We start from the raw sequence: 23,525 nt of genomic DNA, 5'->3' as shown, positions 1-23,525 counted from the left end.
ATCAGGGGCGTCGCGCGAACACCCGTCTCACGTCGACACGGCGCGAGTACTCGATCGATCCCGACTTGAACAGCTGAATGGCGGCCCACAGCACAATGACCGCGGCGAGGTAGAGCTCGACGATGACGATCACGGCCTCCGTCACGCTCAAGCTGCCGAAGGCGTTCCGCAGCATAGAGCTGATGGGTGCCGTGAACGGAATGAAGGTGAGCACCTGCACGATCGTCGCGCTCGGGTCCGAGATGATCGTCGAGACCACGTAGACCGGAATGATCAGGGTGATCATCAGCGCCGCTGAGATCGGTGCGGCGTCCTTCGCCGTCGGCATCATCGCGCCGAGCGCGACGAGCGCGCCCGTGAACAGCGCGAAGCCGCCGATGAGCACCAGCGCGCCGATGATCATCTGCCCCGCGTTGAACTGCAGGCTCGCCAGATCAACCGCGGGGAAGTCGAGTCGGTCGCGGAAGAAGAAATACCCGATCGCGACCGGCACGGCGAAGACGAGCATCTGAACGACCCCGACGACGAACAGGCTGAGGATCTTCCCGATGATGAGACTGCGCGCCTCGATCGTCGTGAGGATCATCTCGGTGACCCGGTTCTCTTTCTCTTCCAGGGTCGCGGCGAGCATCTGCTGGCCGAGCAGCACGATGACCAGATAAAAGAGCACGACGAAGACGAGCGGGGGAATGACCGCCTCGATGCCACCGGAGCGCACACCATCCGCGTAGGTCGTGACATCCGTCTTGATGCCGTTGGCCGCGAGACCCGAGATCGTCGCGTTGCCGATCTTCTGTTCGACGCTCGAGGTGAGGATCGCCTGCGCCACTGCGCTGTACTTTCCGTTGTTGAAGATGCCGACGTCTTTCGCGGTGATCCGCACGGCATTCCTGGACGGGTTGACCGGGTAGTCGAAGAAGGCCGCGACCTTCCCGCTCTTCACGTTCGCGACGCCCTGCGCCGCGTCGGGCTGATCGGTGCCGCCTGCCGCATGAGCGATCGCCGGGTTGACCAGGCCGGAGGCATCCGTGTACTCGAACGTGAACTGCGCTTTCGCCTGCTGATTCGCGGCGGTCTGAGTCGAGTTGCTCGACGCCGCGACGAGGAGGAACACGACGGCGATCAGTGCGGGAATGAAGAGGGTCACGATCCAGAAGCGCGGCTTCGTGAGCGTGCGCACGACTTCGAAGCTGACGACCGTGCCGAGATTGTTCGCTGCCACGAGCTACTCCCCGGCCTGCTCGCCGTAGACCTCGAGAAAGATCGAGTCCAGCGATCGGCGGTGCGGGGTGAACTCGGAGACGCGCACACCGGCGGCGAGCAGCGACTCGAGAAGGAGCGTGAGGTCCGTGCCGTGCGCGAGGTCGAGCTCGGCGACTCCGTCGCCGTCCGAGAGCACGCAATAGCGATCGGATGCCGGCAGCTCGCCGCCATGCCGGACGGTCACGGTCGTGCCGCCGAACTGCTCCTGCACCTCGGCCACGGTGCCGTAGGCGCGCGACGTGCCGTCTTTCAGCAGGATCACCCGGTCGCAGAGCCGCTCCACCTCTTCCATCTGGTGGGTGACCATCATCACGGTCGCGCCGGCCTTCTTCTGGTCCTCGATGATGCCCATCAGCAGACGCCGGTTGACGGGGTCGAAGCCCTTGGTCGGCTCGTCGAGAATCAGCAGCTCGGGGTCGTTCATGATCGTCACCCCGAGCTGCACCTTCTGCTGCTGGCCCCCGGAGAGCTTGTCGAGCCGCACCTTCTCTTTATCGGCGAGATCGACCTGCTCGAGATACCCGCGCGACCACGTGCGGGCTGCGTTGGCGCTCATGCCCTTCAGCTTGCCGAAGTACGTCATCGTGTCGATGACGGATTCCTTCTTATACAGGCCGCGTTCTTCCGGCAGATACCCCAGTCGGCCAGACTGCTGCGGCTTGAAAGGCCGCCCACCGATGTGCAAAATACCGCCGGTCGGCTCGTAGATGCCGAGAAGGGCCCGAATAGTAGTCGTCTTTCCCGATCCGTTCGAGCCCAAGAATCCGAACGTCTCACCTGGGAAAATATCGAAAGAGAGATTCTCGATGACGGTAGCGCGCCCGAATGCCATGCGGAATTCCCGAACCGACACCAAAGGCTCACCGCGTGGCATGCGCTAACCGTATAGGTACCCGTTACACGCGGCCAGTCAACGACTATCGTGTGGCACAGGGTGTAATGCGACGCTCACCTTGGGGGAAGTAGATGGCGTGGATTCCGCGGCTCCGCCGGCCCAGCGCGACGCCTGCGACCGCCGTCGCCCCGACCGAGCACGAGACCGGCTACGTCAAGCTGATGATCATGTTCGGTGTTCCGCTGACCGACCCGGCGCAAGACGACGCGGTTCCACCGGGAATGATCGTGCGCGGCGACTGGGAGCGGATCGTCACGATGCGGCCCGACGACTACGGCTACCCGTGGGGCACGCTGCCGCGTCTCGTCCTGCTCTGGCTCGCCAAGCAGGCGCGCGAAACGCAGTCGCCGGTCATCGACCTCGGCGCGACACCGCAGGACTTCATCGAGGCGCTCGGGTCCCCCGACGCCTCGACGGGCGACATTCTCTGGCAGGCGCAGCGGCTGTTCGGCGCATCGATCACTCTCGGCGACGCGACGGTCCACGGCCGCAAACCGATGACCGTGCGGCTGCACGTCGCGAAGGACTTCCGCTTCTGGGACGGCGAACGCGGTCAGGTGACGCTCGCCGAACACCTCTACCAGTCGATCGCCGAGCACCCGGCGCCCATCGACTGGGAAGCCGTCAAGGGCGGCCGGCTGCCCGCCATGGCGATCGATGTGTATGCGTGGCTCAATCTGCGCATCCGCTATCACGAGATCACGGCGCCCGAGCGCATCTCGTGGAACCGGCTCTCCGAACTGTTCGCGCACAACCTGCCGATGGATGCCTTCCGCCCCCGCTTCGAGGATGCAGTCGGTCACGTCGCCCCGCTGGTGCCGGAAGTCGCGGTCGGCATCACCGACGCGGGCGCGACCCTCAGCCGCGCCTGACGGTCGGAGGGCGGCGCGCCTGCTGCAACGTCAACGGGCCTGAAGACCCCACAGGTCCGCGTAGCGACCGCCGGTCGCCAGCAGCTCGGCGTGCGTGCCGGTCTGCACGATCCGCCCGTTCTCCAGCACCACGATGGCGTCGGCACGCTTCACCGTCGAGAGACGGTGGGCGACGACGAGGGTTGTGCGCCCTGCCGTGAGACCCTCGAGCGCCGCCTGGATCTTGATCTCCGACTCGGAGTCGAGCGCGCTGGTCGCTTCGTCGAGCAGCAGGATCTGCGGATCGCGGATGAGCGCCCGCGCGATCGAGAGGCGCTGACGCTGACCACCGGACAGCCGAGCGCCGCGTTCTCCGATGACGGTGTTCCACCCGCTCGGCAGACCCTTGATGATGTCGAGCGCGTTGGCGTCCCGCACCGCGGACATGACGCGAGCGTCATCGACACGCTCGAGCCCGTAGGTGATGTTCTCTCGCACTGTCCCCTCGAACAGGATCGACTCCTGGGGCACCACCGAGATATGACGACGAACGCCTCGCAGATCGAGAGTGTTCATATCGACACCATCGAGCAGAACCGTACCGCTGCTCGGGCGCACGAAGCCGAGCACGGTGTTCATGAGCGACGACTTGCCGGATCCCGAGGGACCGACGAACGCGATCGTCATCCCCGCCTCGATCTCAAGGCTGATGCCATCGAGTGCCGGCGACGGACTCTCCGGGTAGACGACCGACACGTCCCGAAGCTCAATCCTGCCGGTGACGTGAGTGACCACTCGCTTGCCCTCGTTGAGTTCGCGGTCGGGCTCCTCCATCAACTCGGCCAGCGATCGCACCGATTCTGACCCCTTGGAGACCAGCGGCGCGAGGTTGAGCACGGTTGTCACGGTGCCGGTCAGCGCCGAGAAGTACGTGGCGAGCAGAACGACTTGGCCGGGGCTGATCGGCACCCAGTGGAGCACTGCGAATGCCGCGGCGAGCAGTAGGCACCCGACCGCCAGCAGTTGGAACACGATCCAGCTGGCCGCGTTGAACCGCCCATTCAGAAGATCGAGGCTCAGGCCGCGAGACCTCACGTTCTCCGCGGCCTGGGCGACGCGCGCCGCGGCGACGTCTTCGAGGCCATGGGCGCGAGTGATCGGGATCAGAGTCGTCATCTCACCCACCCGGCTCGAGAACCGCTCCATTTCGAGGCGGAATTCCTCGTTCCGCGCGCGTGCGCGGCGGCGCATCAGCCACCACACGCCCACTCCGCACGGCACGCTGAGCGCGTACACGGGCAGGAACTCGGGTACGTTCACGGCCGTCATCACCACGGCACCGCCGAAGACGAAGACGGCGGACATCGTCGGGTTGCCGATCTGCGAGAACATCACCTCGATGTTCTCGACGTCTCTGACGACCTTGTTCTGCATCACCGCCGAACTCGCACGAGCGTGGAAGCCGATCGACAGTGTTTGCAGCCGGGCAGTCATCTCGTTGCGGAGGCGAGCACCAAGAGCACGGACCGACCCCATGTACAGGCGCGTGAAGATCACGTGGGTCGGGTAGTTCTGCAATAGCAGCGCGCACGCCGCAACGGCCAGCCACCCGAGTGAGCCGAGCGGGCCGCCCTTGACGACGATGTCCACAGCGGCGGCCGTGATCGTGGGCAGCAGCCAGATCGGGCTGTCTTTGATGAAGAAGATCGCGGCCGAGATCACGAGCTCGGACCGGAATGGCGCGAGCGCCCGCATGAGTGACCCCAGGGGCTTGTCGCGCGCGAGAGTGAGGGGGTTCTCGTTCATCCCCGGACGACGAGGTCCGCTCGGGTCGCGTATGACGTCTGAGCGCCCGGCGACGTGACCGCGAACGTGCCCGCGGCGACGCCCATCTCGACTGCGGCCTCGAGAGTGCTCCCGTTCGCGAGAGCGGCCGCCAGCGCGCCGACCAGCGCGTCGCCGGCGCCAGTCGTGTCGACGACGTCCGGGCGCGTCGCGACGGCAACGTGTCCGCTGCCGCTCTGCGCGGCCCAATACGCGCCTCGCGCTCCGAGGGTGATCACGACTGACTGCGATCGGGAACCGAGTTCGTGCGCGGCACGGGCGGCCTGGTGGACGTCCGCGACACGGTACCCGACCAGGCTGCTCGCCTCCGACTCGTTGACGATCAGCGGGTCGCACACGTAGAGCACCTCGTCGCCGAGCTCGCGATAAGGCGCGAGATTGAGAACGCAGCGTGCCCCGGCCTCCCAACCGGTGATCAGCGCCGCCCGGATCACGTCCGTCGGCAACTCGGCTTGAACGACGACGATGCTTCGCCGCCCCTCGGAGGCGAGCCTTCGGACGGATGCGCGCACCCGCTCGGCCCCCAACGCGAGGTTCGCGCCGGGGACGACGGTGATCGAGTTCTCTCCCGACTCCTGGACCGCGACGAACGCCAGACCCGTGTCGACGTTCGAGATGACTTCGATCTCCGATGTCGCGACCCCTTCGCCCTCCAGGGCCCGGATCATCCCCCGCCCGGCAGCATCGTCACCCACCGCCGCGATCAGAGCCACCTGCACGCCGAGCCGGGCGGCGGCGACCGCTTGGTTGGCGCCCTTGCCGCCCGGCTGTCGCAGGATGCTGTTCGCGATGACCGTCTCGCCGGGCAGCGGCGGGTCACTGACCCTCACGAGGTAGTCCTCATTCACAGAGCCGACCACGATGACACGGGCGGCGGATCGGGTGCCGGACATTCCTCTCCTCTCAGCAGTGGCCAGATGCGGCCGGATGGTCGATGTGCAGCAGCACCGGGTGGTCGGGGATCGTGACGTCGATGCTCGCGCGCCCGTGCACCGACTGAATCGGCCGAGTGCCCGTGAGCGGGTCGAATGTGCTGACCGACGCCGGGGTGCAGCCGAGGTTCACCGTCACGTCGTGCGCCGCGTCGGTCTCGTCCCACAGGGCGAGCCAGTAGCTGCCGTCAGCGCCCTGCAGCAGGAGCTGGTTGTCTGCGGACTGCGTGCCCTGCACGCTGTAGCTCAGACCGCGAGTCGACGGGTGGGCGGTGTGCGTGCCGGTGCCGAGCAGAGTCGTGAGGTCGTGCAGGGCGAGGCCCGCCGGCTTGGGGGTGGCATCGGCGTTCATGAGCCCGAAGTCTCCCGAAGTGTCGTCGAACAGCGAGTAGTAGTAGATCTTGGCGTCGCCGTCTTTCGCCGCGTCGAGCGCGGCGTCGAGGGTGCCTTTCGCGGCCGTCGCCGAGTCGGTCACGTTGGTGTCGTAGCCGAACTCGGTGATCATGACCTGTCGGGATGCCGCGGCCAGGTGCGCGTCGCCATTGAGCTGCTGGATCGTGCTGTCGGCCGTGGCCCCTGGCACGGGATAGTCGTGGGCGTTGCCGTAATCCGCATATGCCGAGAGGTCGCCGACTTTGTCGTAGTCGCCGTGCCAGTCGTTGGCGGCGGTCCAGCCTGCGCCGAACGACATGTTGATGGCCGGAAGTCCGAGCGACTGCGCGGTCGCGTGCACCTGCTGTTGGAGCTGGGCGGTGATTGCGATCGTGTTGCCGAGACCGGCCGGGTAGGCATCGTCCTCTTCGTTGCCGCCTTCGACGAAGTTAAGCAGGTGCTCGTTCGCGAGCCCAGGCATGCAACCCAGGTCGAAGTACATGTTGTAGGGCGAATCCTCGCCGATGTAATCGTCGAACTTCGCGCCGGTCGCCCGCGCGACGGCCGCCCAGTTGGTGGCACAGTCAGGTCCCTGGGCACTGTCGCGAAGGTTGCCGACCCCGAGATAGTCAATCGCTTTCTCAACGTTCTTCACGTTCCCGTACGCCGGGACGATCGAGGCGCCGAAGTCGAGGTGGGTGTTCACGCCGAGGGAGGCGAGAAAGGCCGTGGTCGATTCCGCCGACTGCGACGCGGGCGCGGCCGTCGGCGCCGCCTCGGGCGACGTCTTTCCCGGCGTTGCTGCCAGGACTGGACTGGCGACGACGAGCGCACCAAGGGCTGCGGTAACGGCGATGGTCGTCGCGGTTCGACGGGCGTTGCGCCCGTGACGTTTCGTCATTGAAACTCCTAACCAGACACACGCGATCGCGCGGCCAGCGGAAGTGCCGACCGTGCGCAATCGGTTGCTCAAATAGATACCGCACCACGTCGGCACGCGTCAATAGACAGGCACGCGAGCCGCCACGGCCGGTGGCACGAGCTCGGGAGAGAAGACCCCTCAGATCTCGAGGTAGAGTTCCTCATCGGCGGCGGCCCCGGGGCGAGTGCCCATCGTCGATTCACCGGGAACCAGCGCACAGGGTTCGTAGTGCACGCCCGGCTGCGCCGCTTCGGGGGCGCCGAGCAGGTAGCCCGCAGCAGCCTCGCCCACCGCGGCGAGGTTCGTGTCGACTGTCGTGATGAGTCCGTCGGGCTGCCGCAGCAAGCTCGACACATTGTCGACACCGACGATCGCCACGTCATCGGGAATGCGCACGCCGGCCATGCGCAGCGTCATGTGAACGCCGGTAGCGATCTGGTCGTTGCCGCAGAAGATCGCATCGAAATCGCGATCGCCCTCAAGCAGCCTGGACGCAGCGCGCACGCCCCACCCACGCGACCAGTCGCCGTACATGACACCGGCGCCGGCCAAGCCGACGCCGGCCTTTCCCAACGTCTCGTTGAGCCCGCGGACGCGGTCGACTGCCGCGAGGTCCGTGGTAGGGCCGGTCACGTGCACGATCCGGCGCCGTCCGATGTCAAGTAGATGCTGAGCGGCGAGATGCCCCACCATGCGTCCGTCAGGCGTGACCGAGAGGTCGTCGGGGCTCTCTGACACGCCGAGCGCGTAGACGACGGGCACAGACAGGCTGTGCGAGATCGAGTGCAGCGGTCGCTCGAGGCCATCGCCGATCACGACAACGCCATCGACCTGGCGTGCGCGCAGCTTGCGCACCACGTCGCCCAGAGCCCGCAGGTCGTACTGGACGCTGTAGAGCAACGTGGCCATCTCACGCCGGCCGAGCGCCGACTGGGCTCCTAGAAGAACCGGCATCGCGAACATGCTCGGGGCCTCGCTCGTCAGCACGCCGATGGTCTGGCTCTTCCCCGTGGCGAAGAACCGTGCGAGTGCATTGGGGCGGAAATCGAGCCGTGCCGCGACGTCTTCGATGCGCTTACGCGTTTCCGGCGACACGCGCCCGCCGCCGTTGAGGACCTTCGAGGCGGTGGAGACGGACACGCCGGCCAGCGTCGCGACGTCGCTGAGGCTAACCGGTTTTTCACTCATCGTAATCCTTATCCTAGCCAGGTTTCCGGCTGTGTTGCGAAGCAGTTGGGAAAGCAGTTGCGCAGTTTCGATGTCGCGGTCATTATGAGAGCGGCCCCCGCTCGGGCGGCCCGGATATTCGAGAGAAGTGCAATGTCAGTTTCATTCAAAGCAGCCGTTGTCGGGCTGGGCTGGGCGGGCCAACAACACCTCGCTGCCTACTCGCGGCGAGACGATGTGGAGATAGTAGGCCTTGCGGGGCTCGAGGCCGATCAGTTGTCGGCTCTGGCCACGCAGTACGGCGTTGACCATGCGTTCGCGGACTGGAACGACCTCATCGCATGGGGCGGCTTCGACCTGCTGAGCGTCGCGGTCCCCACCTCGCTGCACGCCCCGATCGCCATCGCGGCGCTCCAGAGCGGCAGTCACGTACTGTGTGAGAAGCCGATGGCCGGCACCGTCGCCGACGCACAGGCCATGGTCGACGCCGCGAAATCATCGGGTCTCGTTCTTGACGTCGTCTTCAATCACCGCAGCCACGGCGAGCTCAAGGCGATCAAGCGCCTCGTTGCCGACGGGGGTCTCGGCAACCCCTACCACACGCGCGTCACCTGGCTGCGGCGCGACGGGATTCCCGCCGGCTGGTTCCGGCAGCGTGCGCTCTCCGGTGGCGGCGTGCTGGCGGACCTTGGCATCCATCTTCTCGACTACACGCTCGACATCCTTGGCGAACCCGCAGTGCGCTCCCTCTCCGCGGCCGGCTTTTCGGCCTTCAGCGGCGAGCGCAGCGACGCACGACCGCTCGAAGGACGCGGCGAGTCGAGCGACGTCGAGGACTTCGCCTCGGTGTTCCTGCGCCTCGCCGGCGGCGGCGTCATCGAACTCGATGTCTCCTGGGCCGCAGCGCGGGCCTCCGCCGACGAGATGACCATCACCGTTCACGGCACCGAGGGCGGCGCGGAGGCTGCGCTGTCCCCCGCATTCGAGGCCGGAGACGTCGAGCGATTCACAGCGCCCACGGTCGGGGGCGAATCCGAGACGATCGAGACGCCAGCAGGGCGCGGACACGACGAGGTCGTCGCGGAGTTCGTGGCCGCCGCACACGGGAGCATCGGCGAGGGCCGCCGCGTCGGCTCGGCAGCACTTGAGCGCACCAGGATCATCGGCGCCTGCTACGAGTCGATGGTGAGCGGCCGCGAGGTGGTGCTGGCATGAATGCGACGCGCATTACGGTCTGGAATGAGAACTGGCACGAACAGAACGACCCCGACGTGCTGACCAGGTACCCGGACGGAATCCACGGGGCGATCGCACGCGGTCTAGCGGGTCACCTCGGAGCGGCCGCGACAGTGCGGACTGCGACCCAGGATCAGCCCGAACACGGGCTCACCGAGGAAATCCTCGCGGCGACCGACACGCTCGTCTGGTGGGGTCACATGCGCCACGAGGCCGTCGCTGACGAGGTGGTCGGACGCGTCGTCGAGCACGTGCTCGGCGGAATGGGACTTGTGGTTCTGCACTCAGGGCACTTCTCGCGCCCGTTCCGGCGACTGCTCGGCACCACGTGCTCCCTGGGCTGGCGCAACGACGCGGCGCGGGAGCACGTATGGACGGTGAGTCCCAGGCATCCGATCGTCGACGGCGTCGATCTGCCCATCGTTCTCGACCAGCACGAGACCTATTCCGAGTTCTTCGACATCCCCGCGCCCGATGAGACGATCTTCCTCAGCTCGTTCAGCGGTGGCGAGGTGTTCCGGTCCGGCGTCACATTCACCCGCGGCCATGGCCGGATCTTCTACTTCTCGCCAGGCGACGAGGCGTATCCGATCTACCACCATCCGGAGATCCAGAAGGTCATCGCCAACGGTGCCCAATGGGTCGCGCAGGAGGGTCGGCCGCACCACGCCCCGGCCGTCGTGCACTTGGCCGAGCCGGAAGCGGCGGCAGCATCGTGACCATTCCCAAGCGACTGATCATCGAGACCGATGTCTACAGCGACGTCGACGACATCGGGGCGCTCGCCGTGGCGCACCACTATGCCGACGCAGGCGTCGCCGAGCTCATCTCGATCGGTGTGAACACCCCGAGCCGATACGGCTATCGAGCCGTTCGCGTCGTGAACGACTATTTCGGGCGCGAGGTCCCCATCGGCATCCGGCGACCGCTCGATGAGTCGGTGTTCGAGACGGACTACGCGAGGTTCCTGTGGGAGGCCTACGGGACCGGAGTCGACGACAGCGAGCCCGACGACGCCGTCGCCGTGCACCGCCGAGCGCTGGACGCGTCGCCCGACCGATCGGTCACGGTTGTGTCGATCGGATTCTTCGACAATCTGGAGCGCCTGATCGACTCGTCGGGAGACGATGCCTCACCGCTGTCCGGGCTGGAGCTGATCCGCGCGAAGGTCGAGCGCCTCGTCGTGATGGGCGGCCACTTCCCCGCCGGGCACGAGTTCAACATCGAGCAGTCGCCGCGCAGTGCCAGCCGGACGCTCGCGCGATGGCCGACGCCGGTGGACTTCCTCGGCTGGGAGGTGGGCCTGCCGGTCATCACCGGGCGCGCTCTGTCGATGCGCGGAGACGACGACGTCGTCGGTGCCGCCTACCGCCGCTATAGCGGCGCCGGCAACGGCAGGGAGAGCTGGGATCCGCTCACGATTCGCCTCGCGGTTCTCGGCGCCGCGCCCGACCTGCAGTACTCGCCGCCGGGCACCGTCAGGATCGACGAGAACGGCGGCACGTCGTTCCAGCCCTCCCCCGACGGAGCCCACCGCTACGTTCGGCTCGCTGCGCCGCCTGAGGCTGCGGCGAGCGCACTCGACGCCGTCCTCGAGCGCACCCCGCAATGGCGTGAGAAAGCGGTTTCTAATCGCCTTGACTTGGGCCGCGAATCGGTAGATATTTGACCTGAGCAACCGCTTGCTCGCAATCGCAACTAGGAGTTTCAATGAAGAAACCAACTCTGCTTTCCACGCCCCACAGTGCAATTCGCCTGGCGGCGGCCGCAGCGACCATCGCCCTCATCGGCACCGCACTCGCGGCCTGCAGTTCAGGCGGCTCCGGAAGCGCGTCCACTTCGAAGGTGACGATCACCATCGGCGACCGTCCGCCGTCGAGTCAGAAGGCTGCCCAGAAGCTCTATGACTCCGAAGTGACTGCGTTCGAGAAGAAGTACCCGGACATCACCCTGAAGCCAACCGAGACCATCTGGAATACGACGACCTTCCAGGCGCTTGTCGCGGGCGGCAATCTGCCCGACGTGCTGCAAGTGCCGTTCACCGAGCCGCAGAAGCTCATCGCGAACGGCCAGATCGCAGACATCACCGAGGCGCTCAAGAAGACCGGTCTCGACGCCAAGCTGAACCCGGCCACCCTGAAGATCGGGCAGGACGCCAAGGGGAACACCTACGGCATCCCGACGAGCGCGTATGCGGTCGGGCTCGTCTACAACCGCAGCCTCTTCACCAAGGCCGGACTCGACCCCAACAAGCCGCCGACCACCTGGGACGAGGTCCGCGCCGACGCCAAGATCATCAAGGACAAGACGGGGACGCCCGGCTTCGGCCAGCTCGCCTCGCAGAACTTCGGCGGCTGGATGTTCACCGGGGCCACCTATAGCTACGGCGGCTCGCTCGAGAACGCGAAGGGCACGAAGGCGACTTTCGACGCCGAGCCCGCGAAGCAGGCGCTCGCCAACCTGCAGGCCATGCGCTGGACCGACGACTCCGTCGACCACAACGCGCTGTACAACTACGACACGATCAACAAGGCATTCGCCAGCGGGTCGTTCGCCATGTTCGTCGCGCCGCCCTCGTGGTACAGCATGGCCGTGACGACCGACGGCATGTCGCCGAGCGACTACGGCGCGGGACCCATGCCCCAGGCGAACGGCACGAATGCCACACTCACCGGCGGCAATGTCCAGATCGTCAACCCGAAGGCGACTGAGCCAGAGAAGGAAGCCGCGGTCAAGTGGATCAACTTCTACTACCTGACCCAGTACACCGACCAGAGCGCGGCCGTCGCCGCGGCTAAGGCGGGGGCCGCATCGAACAACCCCGTCGGCCTGCCCGACATCACCGTCGTCGGCAAGGACGAGTACAACCAGTACGAGAAGTGGATCAAGCCGTATGTCAACGTTCCGCTGAGCAACTTCGCTCCGTTCGCCACCGCCTCGGCCAAGCTCAAGGACCTGGCCGAGCCGACCAACCAGGCGCAGCAGGTCTACGCCTCTCTAGACACCGTCATCCAGACCGTGCTGACGAACAAGAACGCCAACATCGACAAGCTGCTGTCGACGGCCTCGGCCAACGTCGACTCCCTGCTGAGCCGCTGAGCCGGCTCCGCCACATCACGATCCCCCGCGCACGGTGGGGCCTCCCAGACGGGGCCCCACCGGCACGGCACTGAGGACAACACATGACGCGCGCGCTCAATACCGTTCAACCGCTGCGGCGACCCGGCCGGACCGCCAGACGACGACTCACTCTTCGCGCCTGGTTCGCTCGAGGCGGCCTCTCCCCCATCCTGTTCGCGATCCCGGTGGTCCTGATCTTCCTTTACTTCTCGTGGGGACCGATCATCAGCAGCCTGCTGATGGCGTGGCAGAAGACGAACCTTGTCACCCCCGCGTCGTGGGTTGGCCTCAGCAACTTCCAATACGTGCTGAGCGACCCGATCCTCCCCAAGGCGGCGCTCAACACGCTGTACTTCGTCGTGCTGGCGATCGTGTTCGGATTCCCCGTTCCGCTCTTCTTGGCGGTCTTCATGGCTGAGCTGCGCGGCCGCAACAAGACGGTCTATAGCGCCCTCTCGTATCTGCCCGCAGTCGTGCCGCCCGTCGTGGCGGTGCTGCTGTGGCAGACCTTCTACAACCCGTCGAACACGGGCGTGTTCAACGAGATCCTGCACTGGTTCGGGCTCGGCCCGTTCACCTGGCTGAGCTCCCAGGCGATGGCGATGCCGTCGATCGTTCTCGAGGTGACCTGGGCCACGGCCGGCAGCACCGCGATCATCTACCTGGCCGCGCTCAGCTCCGTGCGCGCCGAACTGTACGAAGCGGCGGAGCTGGACGGCGCTGGCATCTGGTCGCGGGTATGGCATGTCACGCTGCCGCAGATCCGTGGAGTCATCCTCATCATGTTCCTCCTGCAGATCATCGGCACCGCCCAGGTCTTCACCGAGCCCTACATCTTCACCGACGGCGGCCCGAACAACGCGACGACCACCGTCCTCCTGCTCATCTATCGGTACGCGTTCATCAACAACGACTACGGCGCCGCAACGGCACTGAGCTTCCTCCTCGCCATCGTCCTCGCGCTGTTCTCGGTGGCCTACCAGATCTCGACGCGCAAGTGGAGCACCAATTGACGACCGCAACGGACCAAGAGCGCAGCCTCATCTCGCCAGCCGACCGAAAGCGCGGTCCGGTCCGGATATCATTGCTCGCAATCCAGATCGTGGTCCTGGCCGGACTTGTGATCGCGGGCATCGGGCCGATTGCGTGGCTGCTCAAAGCTGCTCTCTCGACGACGCAGGACTCGCTTCGACGGCCGCTCGCGCTGTTCCCGTCGGGCGTGCACTGGCAGAACGTCGTCGACGCCTGGACGGTCGGCCACATCGGCCAAAGCCTGCTGAACACGCTCCTGCTCGCACTCGGCAGCCTTGTCGCCAACCTCATCGTCGCGACCACCGCCGCCTATGTGCTGAGCATCCTGCGCCCGAAGTGGGGCGGCGTGCTCTCCGCGGCGATCCTGGCGACGCTCTTCATCCCCAGCGTCGTCCCGCTCGTGCCCCTCTATCTCACGATCGTCCGCATGCCCGTCGTGCACACGAGCCTCTTGAACACCTATTGGGCGGTCTGGTTGCCGGCGGCCGCTAACGCGTTCAACACGGTGGTCATCAAGCGCTTCTTCGACTCCTTGCCACCCGAGCTCTTCGAAGCCGCGAAGATCGACGGGGCAGGGGCGTGGCGCGTGTTCACCCTCATCGTGCTCCCACTGTCCCGGCCGATTCTCGGCGTGGTCTCGCTGCTCACTGTGATCGCATCGTGGAAGGACTACCTCTGGCCGTTGCTGGTCCTGCAGAATCCGTCCGTCCAGCCGCTCGCCGTCGCGCTGCCCACCCTGACCAACACCACGACCCTCGCCGTGCAGATGGCGGCGCTGGCCTTGACTGTACTGATCCCCATCGTGCTGTTCCTCGTCTTCCAGCGGCAGTTCCTGCGAGGCGTCGGCATGTCTGGCGGAGTGAAAGGCTGAGATGACCCAGGAAACAGCAGTCGGCTTCTCGACTGCGGTCTCGAACGGAGCGCTCAGGTGCGAGGTCATCGGCGGCGCCGCGAAGCAGACCCGGCTGAGCATCTTCTATCGTGACCGCCCGATCGTGGTCGACATCCCGGTCGGCCTGCGCGTCGACGGCGAGGATCTCGGCCTCGACGCCGAGCTCGTGCACGCAGCACGCGCATCGATCACCGACTCGTACGAGATGCGCACGGGTAAGGCGGCCGGTAGGCATCACGTGGCCCACGAGGAGCTCACTCTTCGACTGCGGTCCGCGTCCACAGGCGCCGAGTGGGAACTGCTGGTGCGCGCCGCGCCCGACGGGGCTGCGTTCCGCTACCGCGTCCCGGCCGGGCCGAGCGCGACCGTCGACGGCGAGCTGACCGCGATCCCCGTGCCGGACGGCGCGCGGGCATGGCCGTTGCTGTACCAGACCTGGTACGAGACGCCGCGATTCGGTGCTGACATCGCGCAGCTGGCTGAGGGCGACTACGGATTCCCGTTCCTATTGCGCGACACGAACGGCGTCTATGTGCTGCTCTCCGAGGCGGCGATCGACGGGCGGTTCAGCGGGTCGCACCTCGCCTTCTCACGGGCCGGCGGCTCGGCTCGGCTCAGCTACGCGGCGGCCGACCCGGCGGTCGAGATCGCGGGAGGAGCGGCACTGCCGTGGCGTGTTTTCGTCATCGGATCGGCAGCGGATGTCGTGGCCTCGTCTCTGGTCGACGACCTCGCGCCCGCAGCCGATGCGGCGCTCGCGGCGGCGGCGTGGATCCGCCCCGGCCATGCGGCGTGGTCGTGGTGGTCGGACACCGACTCGCCCGAGGACTTCGACACCCAGCGGCGTTACGTCGACTACGCGGCGGCGCGCGGGTGGGAGCACGTGCTGGTCGACGCAGGCTGGAACGCCGACTGGGTCCCCCAGCTCGTCGAATACGCCGACGCACGCAATGTGGGCATCTTCCTCTGGAGCCACTGGATCGACCTCCAGGGGGAAGAGGCGGTGCGCAAGCTCGCGCTCTGGAAGTCGTGGGGCATCGCCGGCGTCAAGGTCGACTTCATGGAGTCGGAATCGCAGGAGCGTTACCGCTGGTACGACTTCATCATCGCGGAAGCGGCGCAGCGGGAGCTCATGCTGAACTTCCACGGCTCGGTGATTCCGCGCGGCTGGGCCAGAACGTTTCCCCACGTGATGAGCTACGAGGGCATCCGCGGGGCCGAGTACTACATCATCGACCTCGGACCGCTTACGGCCGCGCACAACGTCATCCAGCCGTTCACTCGGAACGTGGCTGGGTCGATGGACTACACCCCCGTGACCTTCAGCGCGGCCGATCGCGAGACGAGCGACGGGCACGAACTCGGCTTGGCCGTGGCCTTCGAGTCCGGCATCACGCACTTGGCCGACGACATCGCGGAGTATGCGAAACGCCCGCTCGCGGAGGAGTTCCTGTCGAGCCTCCCCCCGGTCTGGCACGAGACGCGGCTGCTTTCCGGTAGCCCCGACACGGAAGCCGTCGTCGCACGTCGTCATCACGGCACGTGGTATCTCGGCTGCATCGCGGTGGGGCCGGCGCGCACAGTCGCGATCGACCTCGAGGAGTTGTACGACGGCGATTGCGACGTGTGGATCGTCGGGGATGCCGTCCACCAGTCCGGCCTCGTCGAAAGACGCTGGAGCCGTGCCACCGGTCGTATCGAGCTCGAGATCGCCGAGAACGGCGGCTTCGCCGGCGTGGCCAGCGCCAGCGCGCGGTAACCGCCATGCGCGACGAGGAACTCCACTCGGACGTCACGATCATCGGCGGGGGCCTGGCCGGCGTCTGCGCCGCGATCGCTGCGGCACGCAACGGTCGCTCGGTGGCGCTCATCAACAACCGCCCGGTCCTCGGCGGCAACTCATCGTCCGAGGTGCGCGTCTGGGTTGTCGGCGCGACGGCGCACGGCTTCGGCCACTTCGCGCGCGAGGGCGGCATCATGGGCGAGCTGTTCGTCGAGAACCAGTACCGCAACAAGTGGGGCAACCCGTACCTATGGGACGCGCTGCTCTACGAGAAGGTGACCGCAGAGCCAGGCATCCGATTGTTCCTCAACACCGACGTGCGCGACGTCGAGGCGCACGGACCCGGAGATGCGCGCCGCATCGACGCCGTCACCGGCTGGACGATGGGGTCGGAGCGCCGGACAACGTTCACGAGCCCGGTCTTCATCGACGCGAGCGGTGACGGGCTGATCGGCCTGCTCGCCGGCGCCGAATTCAGGATCGGGCGCGAAGCGCGCGCCGAATACGGCGAGAGCTGGGCGCCAGAGGTCGCCGACGACGTGACGCTGGGCAGCACACTGCTCTTCTATACGAAGGATCTCGGCCACCCAGTGCGCTTCGTGCCGCCGGCGTTCGCGATGGACGTCGCCGCGACCACGATCCCCGAGAACCGCATAATCCGCGCCGGGGACGACGGCTGCGCGTACTGGTGGATCGAGACCGGCGGCGAAGACGACATCGTGCACGACAACGAGAGCATTCGCGACGAGCTCTGGTCGGTCGTCTACGGCATCTGGGATTACATCAAGAACTCGGGGAAGTTCGACGCGGAGAACATGACGCTCGAATGGGTCGGCTCGCTGCCCGGGAAGCGGGAGTACCGCCGCTTCGTCGGTGACTACACGCTGACCCAGAACGACATCATCGAGCAGGCCGATCAGCCCGATCAGGTCGCATTCGGCGGCTGGTCGATCGACCTGCATCCGCCCGGGGGGATGTATGCGACGGAAGGCGGCACGAAGCAGCGCTTCGCCGACGGCGTCTACCCGATTCCCTACCGGTCGCTGTACTCGCGCAATGTGACCAATCTGCTGATGGCCGGCAGGAACATCTCCGCCTCTCACGTCGCCTTCGGCTCGACCCGGGTCATGGCCACGTGTGCCACGCTCGGGGAAGCAGCCGGCACGGCCGCAGCACTCTGCGGCGAGTGCGGGTCCGACCCACGCGAGGTCGACGGGCGCCGGTTGCAGCAACGCCTGCTAGCCCACGACGGATCGCTTATCGGCATCCGCCACATCGACCCCGACGACCTCGTCACAGCCGCCGCCATCACGGCCTCGAGCACGCTGACGGCTTTCGAGTCCGCCGACGCTCCGGCGCGCTGGCCGCTTGACGCCGATGTGGCCATGGTGGTGCCCGCGAGCAGCGGCAATTCGGCCCTGACGCTCAAGCTGGACGTGCGCGCCGCGACCGAGCTCTACTACGAGGCGACAATCCCCCACCGCCGCCAGAACTATGTGCCCGGGACGATGCAAGTGGGCGGCGGCCCCATACGTCTCACGGCCGGCGCCGATCAGTTCGTGACGCTGCCGCTCGCCGTGAGCGCCGAGTACACGGGCAATCTGTTCGTCGTGGTCAAGGCCAACGCGGCTGTCGCGGCGCACGTCGCGACCGATCGGATGCCGGGCACGCTCACCTTCACGCGCCGCCCGCTCGGACCGGCCCACGACCGCCCGCAGCAGTTGCGCGAGTGGGACGACAACCCATTCCTCGGCGCCGGCCTCTGGGCACGCATTGATGCCGGCGATGCGTTCGCGGCGCCCCGCGTGGGCGACGGCTACCTGCGCCCTTTCGGTGGCCCGCACTTCTGGGCATCGGATGCACTCGCGAACGACCCGACGCCCTGGCTGCGGTTCGACTGGCCGCACACCGTCAGTCTCGAAAGCGTCGAGTTCATCTTCGACGACGACGTCAACGAGGATCTCGTCAATCTGCACCACCACATCACGGAGCCCGAGGCGATGCCAACCCTCGTGCGCGACTATGCGCTCGAGTCACGGCTCGACGGCCGGTGGCAGACGATCGTCGCGTGTCGCGACAATCGCCGGCGCCGTGTGGTGCACACCTTCAGGGAGCCGATCGACTGCGACTCTCTTCGGCTCCGCATCGAGGCGACCAATGGCGCTCCACACGCACACGTCATCGCTGTACGCGCCTATGGCGTCGCCACCAGCTGATCGCACCCGACAACGAACAGACCTGTTCAGTATCATGGGCGCATGGAGACCCGCACCCGCAAGCGCCCCGCACTCGAACGCGTCGTGCGCACCGCCGATCGTCTGTTTTATGAGCGCGGCCTGCACGAGACCGGCGTCGACACGATCGCCGCCGAGGCCGATGTCTCGAAGGCGACCATGTACACGTACTTCCCGAGCAAGGACGATCTCGTCGCGGAATACCTGCGCGGCCGCAGCTCCGCGTGGCGCGACGTCGTGGCCGAGCGATTCGCCGCGCACGAGGGCGATGCGCGGTCGAAGGCGCTGCTGGTCTTCGATCTGCTGGGCGAGTGGTTCGCGGCCGGCGGTTTCAACGGGTGCCCATTCATCAACGCGGAGGCCGAGAGCGACGCGTCCTCGCCCGCCCACGCCGTCAACCTCGAGCATCGCGGGTGGGCGCTCGGCCTCTTCGACGGGCTGCTGGCGGAAGCCGGCGCGAGCCCGAAGCGGCGCGATCCGGCCGCGCTCGCACTGGTGATGCTGTACGACGGCTGCATGGTCGGCGCCCACACGCGGCCGGATCTCGCGTGGGCGGCGAGCGCGCGTGTCGCTGCTGCCGCGATTTTCGATTCCGCCGTCGGCTGAGCACGCCCGACATGACGGATGCCTCGAGCGCGGCGGCTCGAGGCATCCGTCATTCAGCCGGTCTCAGACCGTCCGCGTCATACCCGGGTCACACCGCGATACGGCCGCCGTCGACCGGCACGATCGCGCCATTGACGAACGACGCCGCGTCGCCCGCGAGGAAGCCGACCGCTGCCGCGATCTCTTCCGGCTGCGCCGGGCGGCGCAGCGGCAGCGTCTGTGCGAGCTGATCGAGCCCGTCGCCCATGACGGCGGTGCCCTCGGTACGGGTCGGCCCGGGGCTGACCGCGTTGACGCGCACGCCGCTCGGGCCGAACTCATCGGCCCATGCCTTCGTGAGCAGCACGAGAGCCGCCTTCGTCGAACCGTAGAGGGCCATGCCCGCCGCCCCGAAGTGAGCCACCATGGTGGTCAGGTTGATGATGCTGCCCCAGCCACGGGCCGCCATCTGCGGTGCGAGCTCGGCGACGAGGAAGAACGGCGCCTTGACGTTGACGTCGTAGACCTGGTCAAACGTGGCCTCGTCGACGTCGGCCGTCGGACCGAACGGGAAGACACCGGCGCTGTTGACGAGTATGTCGATCTTGCCGCCGGCGAGCCGGGCGGCCTCGGTCGCGAGAGCGCGCGCGTCGGCTTCGGTGGCGAGCGACGTCGCGATGAAGTCGGCCGTGCCGCCGCTTGCGCGTACATCCGCGACCACGTGCTCGCCGCGGGCCGCGTCGCGGCCGCTGACGATGACATGGGCGCCGCGAGCGGCGAGGTCATGGGCGACCGCGCGGCCGATGCCGCTATTGCCGCCTGTGATGAGGGCGCTACGGCCGATGAGGTCCTGGGGCATGAGAGCCTTCCGTAAATGAGGTGATCTGTTCAGTTATCCAATCTGAACAGATCACCTCATTTAACGCAAGCCGGCTCAGCCCTTGGCGGGGAACACCGCGCACGTGCTCGACGCCGTCGCGAGCACCTTGCCCGCCGCGTCACGGATGTCGGCCTCGGCGAACGACGCACGCGAGCCGGTCTTCGTGACCCAGCCGTGCACGCGGACCGTGCCTGTGTCCGTTGTGATCGTGCGCAGGAAGTTCACCTTGATCTCGAGGGACGTGTATGCCTCCCCCGGTCGCAGCGTCGTATGCACCGCGCTTCCGCAGGCCGAGTCCAGCAACGCGGCCGCGAAGCCGCCGTGCACCGTCCCGATCGGGTTGTAGTGGCTTGCGTCGGGGGTCGCCTCGAAGGTGACGTCGCCCACGGCGTAACCCACCTCCGTCATGTTGAAGTGCTCCGCGATCGGGGCGAACGGCTTGCCGGTTGAGGCGAGTGCCGCCACCTGCTCAAGGCCGCTCAGCTGCGTCAGGTCGGTCATTCGTGCTCCTTTGCTTGTGGGTCAAGCTCAGCGCACGCGCGGTCTCCCGTCACCGTCCAGTGCCGATCCGCACAACCGCACGGGGCGCGGCGCGGCGATGTGTGTCGCCCGGGCACAGTTGCCCGGCCGGCGCCGCGCCCGACGGGCTCAGTGGTGGTGCTCGTGCCGCCCCAACGAGGTGACCGGGCCCGCGCCCGGGCGGGTCCACTGCGGGGCGGGGCGCGTGGTGTCCGAGCCGGGCCGGCCCGAGGCATCCGTTCGCCAGTACCAGCAGGCGCTATCGCCTGCCGGCCAGCCCTCAGGGTTGTCCTGCCACGCTTCGCCGCGGCCGTACGGGGTCATGTCGAGCAGCGCGAACGACGGGCCGGCCATCTCGGTGCCGCGCCCGGTGATGTCATACGTCATGAAAGTGCGATCGCCGTCGCGCAGGAAGCTCGTCAGGTGCCCCATCGCGCCGCCGATCGGCTCGTCGAGACCGCGCACCGAGTACCAGGGCTGCGTGTAGCCCATGAACTCGAGGTAGGGCGGCACCTCCTCCCACGGTCCCTCCGTCAGGATCGCGAAGGAGACGCCGCGTGCATTGAGGTACACCGCGTCCTTCAGCTGCCACGCCGTGACGGTGCAGCCCTCGCACTGACCCTGCAGCGGCGCGCCGTCGTGCCACATGTGCTTGTAGACGAGCAGCTCGTCACGGCCTTGGAACAGGTCGATGAACGGCACGGGGCCGTCGGCGCCGACGACCTCGGTCGTGCCGTCGAACTCGACCATCGGCATGCGTCGGCGTGCCGCCGCGATGGCGTCGCCCTCGTGCGTGTGCGCCTTCTCGCGCACCAGAAGCTCGTCGCGCGCAGCCTGCCAGGTGGCGCGATCGACGATGGGTGGCATGGCCCGCGTTGCGGCGGGCTGGTCGTCGGTGGTGGTCATGACGTCCTCCTCGGGGTGCGATCCCGCGCGCATCGTACGCCCGAGGGAGCGACGCCGCACTCGTCGTCGTTTCGCTCGGCTATGGTCTGCCGCATGAGTGCAGGTGCGTCGTCATCCGGTCCGGCTGCGAGCGAGAGCGACACGAATTCGGGGCCGCTGCGGCGGGCGTGGGATGAGGCGCGGAGCGCCGACGATCGCACGCTTCTGCAGCGAGACTCGGCGGTGTATCTGAAGCAGTCCGTGTCGACCCCGTGCCTGACGTCGATCGCGGGCGCCGAAGGGTCGTGGCTGATCGGAACCGACGGCACCCGCTATCTGGACTTCCACGGCAATTCCGCACACCAGATCGGCTACGGGCATCCGCGCCTCATCGACGCGCTCACCCGGCAGCTGACCGAGCTGCCCTTCGTCCCGCGCCGCTTCACGAGCGACATCAGCGTGCGATTCGCAGAGTCGCTGGTCGCGCACGCACCGACCGGCCTCGAGCGGGTGCTGCTCACCACCGGTGGATCCGACGCGGTGGAGGTCGCTCTCAAGATCGCACGCGTGGCGACCGGGCGGCACAGGACGCTCTCGTTCTGGGAGTCGTTCCACGGCGCCGGCTTCGGCGCCGCGAGCGTCGGCGGCGAGCAGCTGTTCCGTGGCGGACCCCTCGGGCCGCTGCTCTCCGGAACCGAGCACGTCCCGCCATTCGGATGCTTCCGCGACCGCTTTGGCGTCGGTCACCGCGCCGACCAGCCGCACACGCCCGAGTGCGGGCGGCCGCTGGCCGAGCTCATCGACTACACGCTGCGCGTGCAGGGCGATGTCGCCGCAGTGATCGCCGAGCCGATGCGCGCGCTGCCCACACCGGCGCCGCCCGGGTTCTGGGAATCCGTTCGGCGCAGTTGCGACGCGACCGGGACGCTGCTGATCTTCGACGAGATCCCCACCGGCCTCGGGCGAACCGGCCGCTTCTCGGCGAGTGAGCACGAAGGCGTCGTGCCCGATCTGCTCGTCTGGGGCAAGGGCCTCGGCGGGGGTGCGATCCCGGTCGCCGCGGTCCTGGCGAAACCCGAACTGGATGTCGCCCAGGACTGGGCGCTCGGCCATTACACGCATGAGAAGAACCCGCTCATGGCGCGGGCAGGCCTGACGACGCTCGAGATCATCGACGACGAGCACCTCGTCGAGCGCGCTGATCGTGCCGGCGCCGAGTTCCTCGCGCGGCTGCGCGGGCTCGCGGCTCGTTATGAGGTGATCGGCGACGTCCGCGGCCGCGGACTGTTCTTCGGCATCGAGCTCGTCGCCGGCCCGGACGACCTGACCCCCAACCGCCGCTTCGCCGAGTCCGTGCTCTACGCGTGCCTGCGGCGCGGGCTGAGCTTCAAGACCACGATGGGATCAGTGCTCACGCTGACCCCGCCGCTCACAATCTCCGACGGCGAGCTCGATCAGGCGCTCGCTGCGCTCGAGGCGGCGTTTGCGGAGGTGTCCGCCGAGGTGTCAGGCGCTTCGGCGGCGTGATCGCGGCGGCGCGCTGTCCGCGTGGCTCAGTAGGGGAATATCGAAGCGGAGGGCCGCGAACTCGACGCGGTCGATGACCGAACCGTCCGCGAAGCCGGTCGCGAGCAGAACGATGCCCCGCCCGGCGTCGACGAGGAAGCGGAATGAGTCGCCCCCGCTCAGCATGCCGAACGGGGTAGCGGCCGGGTCCGCACCCTGCGGGATCCGGCCGGACAGGGCCAGCACCCGTCGCCGATGCATCCGTCGCTCGCCGACGATCTGCAGCGCGAGTCGCTCCAGGGCTCGGCGCGGTCGAAGGAGCGCCATCACGTCGTCCATCGTGACCGTGCCTGCGCCCTTGCCACTCGCCGGCGCCGCGACTCGACGGATGGGCGCCATCGCGAGATCACGGCCGGGCGCAGGCGCTGCCCACGCGCTGACCTGCTGGAAGCGACGGTGAGCCGCGAAGCTCGTCACCGACATCGCCAGCCCATCAGGACCCCAGGTCGAGCGCCGCACCTCGCCGCGCAGGGTCGCCCAGGACGGTCGAGCGGGCAGCGCAGCGAGCGCGGGTGCGGACAGTGTCTCCATGGTCGTGTGACCTCC

General features: G+C 67.4%; 21 protein-coding genes. 11 read left to right on the top strand and 10 right to left on the bottom strand.

Going from position 1 to position 23,525, the window contains the following annotated elements; genetic code table 11:
* Position 1: 1 nt before the first annotated feature.
* The gene (locus ACFOYW_RS08575; RefSeq protein WP_390228464.1) at positions 2-1,222 is read right to left on the bottom strand and encodes an ABC transporter permease; all 1,221 of its coding nucleotides are present in this window, start codon (positions 1,220-1,222) and stop codon (positions 2-4) included.
* A gap of 3 nt (positions 1,223-1,225) precedes the next feature.
* The gene (locus tag ACFOYW_RS08570) at positions 1,226-2,095 is read right to left on the bottom strand and encodes an ABC transporter ATP-binding protein (RefSeq protein WP_390228462.1); all 870 of its coding nucleotides are present in this window, start codon (positions 2,093-2,095) and stop codon (positions 1,226-1,228) included.
* Positions 2,096-2,229: 134 nt separating this feature from the next.
* Between ACFOYW_RS08570 and ACFOYW_RS08565 the strand changes: the two genes are divergently transcribed.
* A complete protein-coding gene (locus ACFOYW_RS08565; RefSeq protein WP_390228460.1) occupies positions 2,230-3,030 on the top strand; it encodes a hypothetical protein in 801 nt (266 codons plus the stop codon).
* Between the two features lie 30 nt (positions 3,031-3,060).
* Here ACFOYW_RS08565 and ACFOYW_RS08560 read toward each other — a convergent pair whose 3' ends face one another.
* From ACFOYW_RS08560 to ACFOYW_RS08545, 4 genes are all read right to left on the bottom strand, one after another.
* Positions 3,061-4,815, bottom strand: coding sequence for an ABC transporter ATP-binding protein (locus ACFOYW_RS08560; protein ID WP_390228458.1), 1,755 nt, complete (start codon positions 4,813-4,815; stop codon positions 3,061-3,063).
* Complete coding sequence (locus ACFOYW_RS08555; protein ID WP_390228456.1) at positions 4,812-5,747, bottom strand: ribokinase; 936 nt, start codon at positions 5,745-5,747, stop codon at positions 4,812-4,814. The genes ACFOYW_RS08560 and ACFOYW_RS08555 overlap by 4 nt, the downstream gene beginning before the upstream one ends.
* Positions 5,748-5,757: 10 nt before the next feature.
* Positions 5,758-7,059 (bottom strand): hypothetical protein, encoded by a 1,302-nt coding sequence (locus ACFOYW_RS08550; protein WP_390228455.1) that lies wholly within the window; start codon positions 7,057-7,059, stop codon positions 5,758-5,760.
* A gap of 159 nt (positions 7,060-7,218) precedes the next feature.
* Complete coding sequence (locus tag ACFOYW_RS08545; RefSeq protein ID WP_390228453.1) at positions 7,219-8,268, bottom strand: LacI family DNA-binding transcriptional regulator; 1,050 nt, start codon at positions 8,266-8,268, stop codon at positions 7,219-7,221.
* Positions 8,269-8,400: 132 nt separating this feature from the next.
* On the opposite strand from ACFOYW_RS08545, the gene ACFOYW_RS08540 reads away from it, so the two are divergent.
* The 9 genes from ACFOYW_RS08540 to ACFOYW_RS08500 all read left to right on the top strand — a co-directional run bounded on the left by ACFOYW_RS08540 (position 8,401) and on the right by ACFOYW_RS08500 (position 19,150).
* Positions 8,401-9,462, top strand: a complete 1,062-nt coding sequence (locus tag ACFOYW_RS08540) for a Gfo/Idh/MocA family protein (protein ID WP_390228452.1) — start codon at positions 8,401-8,403, stop codon at positions 9,460-9,462.
* Positions 9,459-10,202 (top strand): ThuA domain-containing protein, encoded by a 744-nt coding sequence (locus ACFOYW_RS08535; RefSeq protein WP_390228450.1) that lies wholly within the window; start codon positions 9,459-9,461, stop codon positions 10,200-10,202. Before ACFOYW_RS08540 ends, ACFOYW_RS08535 begins: the two co-directional genes overlap by 4 nt.
* On the top strand, positions 10,199-11,152 hold the full coding sequence (locus tag ACFOYW_RS08530; RefSeq protein WP_390228449.1) for a nucleoside hydrolase: 954 nt from the start codon (positions 10,199-10,201) through the stop codon (positions 11,150-11,152). Before ACFOYW_RS08535 ends, ACFOYW_RS08530 begins: the two co-directional genes overlap by 4 nt.
* Positions 11,153-11,193: 41 nt before the next feature.
* A complete protein-coding gene (locus tag ACFOYW_RS08525) occupies positions 11,194-12,582 on the top strand; it encodes an extracellular solute-binding protein (RefSeq protein ID WP_390228448.1) in 1,389 nt (462 codons plus the stop codon).
* An 83-nt stretch (positions 12,583-12,665) separates the two neighbouring features.
* Positions 12,666-13,616, top strand: a complete 951-nt coding sequence (locus tag ACFOYW_RS08520; RefSeq protein WP_390228447.1) for a carbohydrate ABC transporter permease — start codon at positions 12,666-12,668, stop codon at positions 13,614-13,616.
* A complete protein-coding gene (locus ACFOYW_RS08515) occupies positions 13,613-14,506 on the top strand; it encodes a carbohydrate ABC transporter permease (protein ID WP_390228445.1) in 894 nt (297 codons plus the stop codon). Before ACFOYW_RS08520 ends, ACFOYW_RS08515 begins: the two co-directional genes overlap by 4 nt.
* 1 nt (position 14,507) lies before the next feature.
* The gene (locus ACFOYW_RS08510; RefSeq protein ID WP_390228443.1) at positions 14,508-16,286 is read left to right on the top strand and encodes a glycoside hydrolase family 97 catalytic domain-containing protein; all 1,779 of its coding nucleotides are present in this window, start codon (positions 14,508-14,510) and stop codon (positions 16,284-16,286) included.
* A gap of 5 nt (positions 16,287-16,291) precedes the next feature.
* On the top strand, positions 16,292-18,526 hold the full coding sequence (locus tag ACFOYW_RS08505) for an FAD-dependent oxidoreductase (protein ID WP_390228442.1): 2,235 nt from the start codon (positions 16,292-16,294) through the stop codon (positions 18,524-18,526).
* Between the two features lie 42 nt (positions 18,527-18,568).
* The gene (locus ACFOYW_RS08500; RefSeq protein ID WP_390228441.1) at positions 18,569-19,150 is read left to right on the top strand and encodes a TetR/AcrR family transcriptional regulator; all 582 of its coding nucleotides are present in this window, start codon (positions 18,569-18,571) and stop codon (positions 19,148-19,150) included.
* A gap of 88 nt (positions 19,151-19,238) precedes the next feature.
* Here the strand turns inward: ACFOYW_RS08500 and ACFOYW_RS08495 are convergent, their stop codons facing one another.
* The 3 genes from ACFOYW_RS08495 to ACFOYW_RS08485 form a co-directional block, all read right to left on the bottom strand.
* On the bottom strand, positions 19,239-19,988 hold the full coding sequence (locus ACFOYW_RS08495) for an SDR family NAD(P)-dependent oxidoreductase (protein ID WP_390228440.1): 750 nt from the start codon (positions 19,986-19,988) through the stop codon (positions 19,239-19,241).
* A 75-nt stretch (positions 19,989-20,063) separates the two neighbouring features.
* Positions 20,064-20,510, bottom strand: a complete 447-nt coding sequence (locus tag ACFOYW_RS08490) for a PaaI family thioesterase (protein WP_390228439.1) — start codon at positions 20,508-20,510, stop codon at positions 20,064-20,066.
* Positions 20,511-20,657: 147 nt separating this feature from the next.
* A complete protein-coding gene (locus ACFOYW_RS08485) occupies positions 20,658-21,434 on the bottom strand; it encodes a DUF899 family protein (protein ID WP_390228438.1) in 777 nt (258 codons plus the stop codon).
* A gap of 93 nt (positions 21,435-21,527) precedes the next feature.
* On the opposite strand from ACFOYW_RS08485, the gene pbfA reads away from it, so the two are divergent.
* A complete protein-coding gene (gene pbfA, locus ACFOYW_RS08480; protein ID WP_390228437.1) occupies positions 21,528-22,940 on the top strand; it encodes a (R)-1-hydroxy-2-aminoethylphosphonate ammonia-lyase in 1,413 nt (470 codons plus the stop codon).
* Here the strand turns inward: pbfA and ACFOYW_RS08475 are convergent.
* Positions 22,920-23,510: a hypothetical protein gene (locus ACFOYW_RS08475; RefSeq protein ID WP_390228436.1), complete on the bottom strand. Its 591-nt coding sequence runs from the start codon at positions 23,508-23,510 to the stop codon at positions 22,920-22,922. The two genes, pbfA and ACFOYW_RS08475, sit on opposite strands and share 21 nt — an antisense overlap.
* Between the last annotated feature and the right edge of the window lie 15 nt (positions 23,511-23,525).

Origin of the sequence: Gryllotalpicola reticulitermitis (assembly GCF_042651345.1) — a bacterium.
Lineage (GTDB): Bacteria > Actinomycetota > Actinomycetes > Actinomycetales > Microbacteriaceae > Gryllotalpicola > Gryllotalpicola reticulitermitis.
The sequence above is the reverse complement of the archived record's forward strand: the minus strand, read 5'-3'. Positions and strand labels throughout refer to the sequence as shown.

Bases quoted from the DNA above. Each gene is read 5' to 3' on its own strand.
- ACFOYW_RS08475 (WP_390228436.1), bottom strand. From the start codon at position 23,510: ATGGAGACACTGTCCGCACCCGCGCTCGCTGCGCTGCCCGCTCGACCG.
- ACFOYW_RS08535 (WP_390228450.1), top strand. From the start codon at position 9,459: ATGAATGCGACGCGCATTACGGTCTGGAATGAGAACTGGCACGAACAG.
- ACFOYW_RS08485 (WP_390228438.1), bottom strand. From the start codon at position 21,434: ATGACCACCACCGACGACCAGCCCGCCGCAACGCGGGCCATGCCACCC.
- ACFOYW_RS08560 (WP_390228458.1), bottom strand. From the start codon at position 4,815: ATGAACGAGAACCCCCTCACTCTCGCGCGCGACAAGCCCCTGGGGTCA.
- ACFOYW_RS08555 (WP_390228456.1), bottom strand. From the start codon at position 5,747: ATGTCCGGCACCCGATCCGCCGCCCGTGTCATCGTGGTCGGCTCTGTG.
- ACFOYW_RS08500 (WP_390228441.1), top strand. From the start codon at position 18,569: ATGGAGACCCGCACCCGCAAGCGCCCCGCACTCGAACGCGTCGTGCGC.
- ACFOYW_RS08545 (WP_390228453.1), bottom strand. From the start codon at position 8,268: ATGAGTGAAAAACCGGTTAGCCTCAGCGACGTCGCGACGCTGGCCGGC.
- ACFOYW_RS08565 (WP_390228460.1), top strand. From the start codon at position 2,230: ATGGCGTGGATTCCGCGGCTCCGCCGGCCCAGCGCGACGCCTGCGACC.
- ACFOYW_RS08510 (WP_390228443.1), top strand. From the start codon at position 14,508: ATGACCCAGGAAACAGCAGTCGGCTTCTCGACTGCGGTCTCGAACGGA.
- ACFOYW_RS08490 (WP_390228439.1), bottom strand. From the start codon at position 20,510: ATGACCGACCTGACGCAGCTGAGCGGCCTTGAGCAGGTGGCGGCACTC.
- ACFOYW_RS08505 (WP_390228442.1), top strand. From the start codon at position 16,292: ATGCGCGACGAGGAACTCCACTCGGACGTCACGATCATCGGCGGGGGC.
- ACFOYW_RS08540 (WP_390228452.1), top strand. From the start codon at position 8,401: ATGTCAGTTTCATTCAAAGCAGCCGTTGTCGGGCTGGGCTGGGCGGGC.
- ACFOYW_RS08520 (WP_390228447.1), top strand. From the start codon at position 12,666: ATGACGCGCGCGCTCAATACCGTTCAACCGCTGCGGCGACCCGGCCGG.
- ACFOYW_RS08570 (WP_390228462.1), bottom strand. From the start codon at position 2,095: ATGGCATTCGGGCGCGCTACCGTCATCGAGAATCTCTCTTTCGATATT.
- pbfA (WP_390228437.1), top strand. From the start codon at position 21,528: ATGAGTGCAGGTGCGTCGTCATCCGGTCCGGCTGCGAGCGAGAGCGAC.
- ACFOYW_RS08525 (WP_390228448.1), top strand. From the start codon at position 11,194: ATGAAGAAACCAACTCTGCTTTCCACGCCCCACAGTGCAATTCGCCTG.
- ACFOYW_RS08550 (WP_390228455.1), bottom strand. From the start codon at position 7,059: ATGACGAAACGTCACGGGCGCAACGCCCGTCGAACCGCGACGACCATC.
- ACFOYW_RS08495 (WP_390228440.1), bottom strand. From the start codon at position 19,988: ATGCCCCAGGACCTCATCGGCCGTAGCGCCCTCATCACAGGCGGCAAT.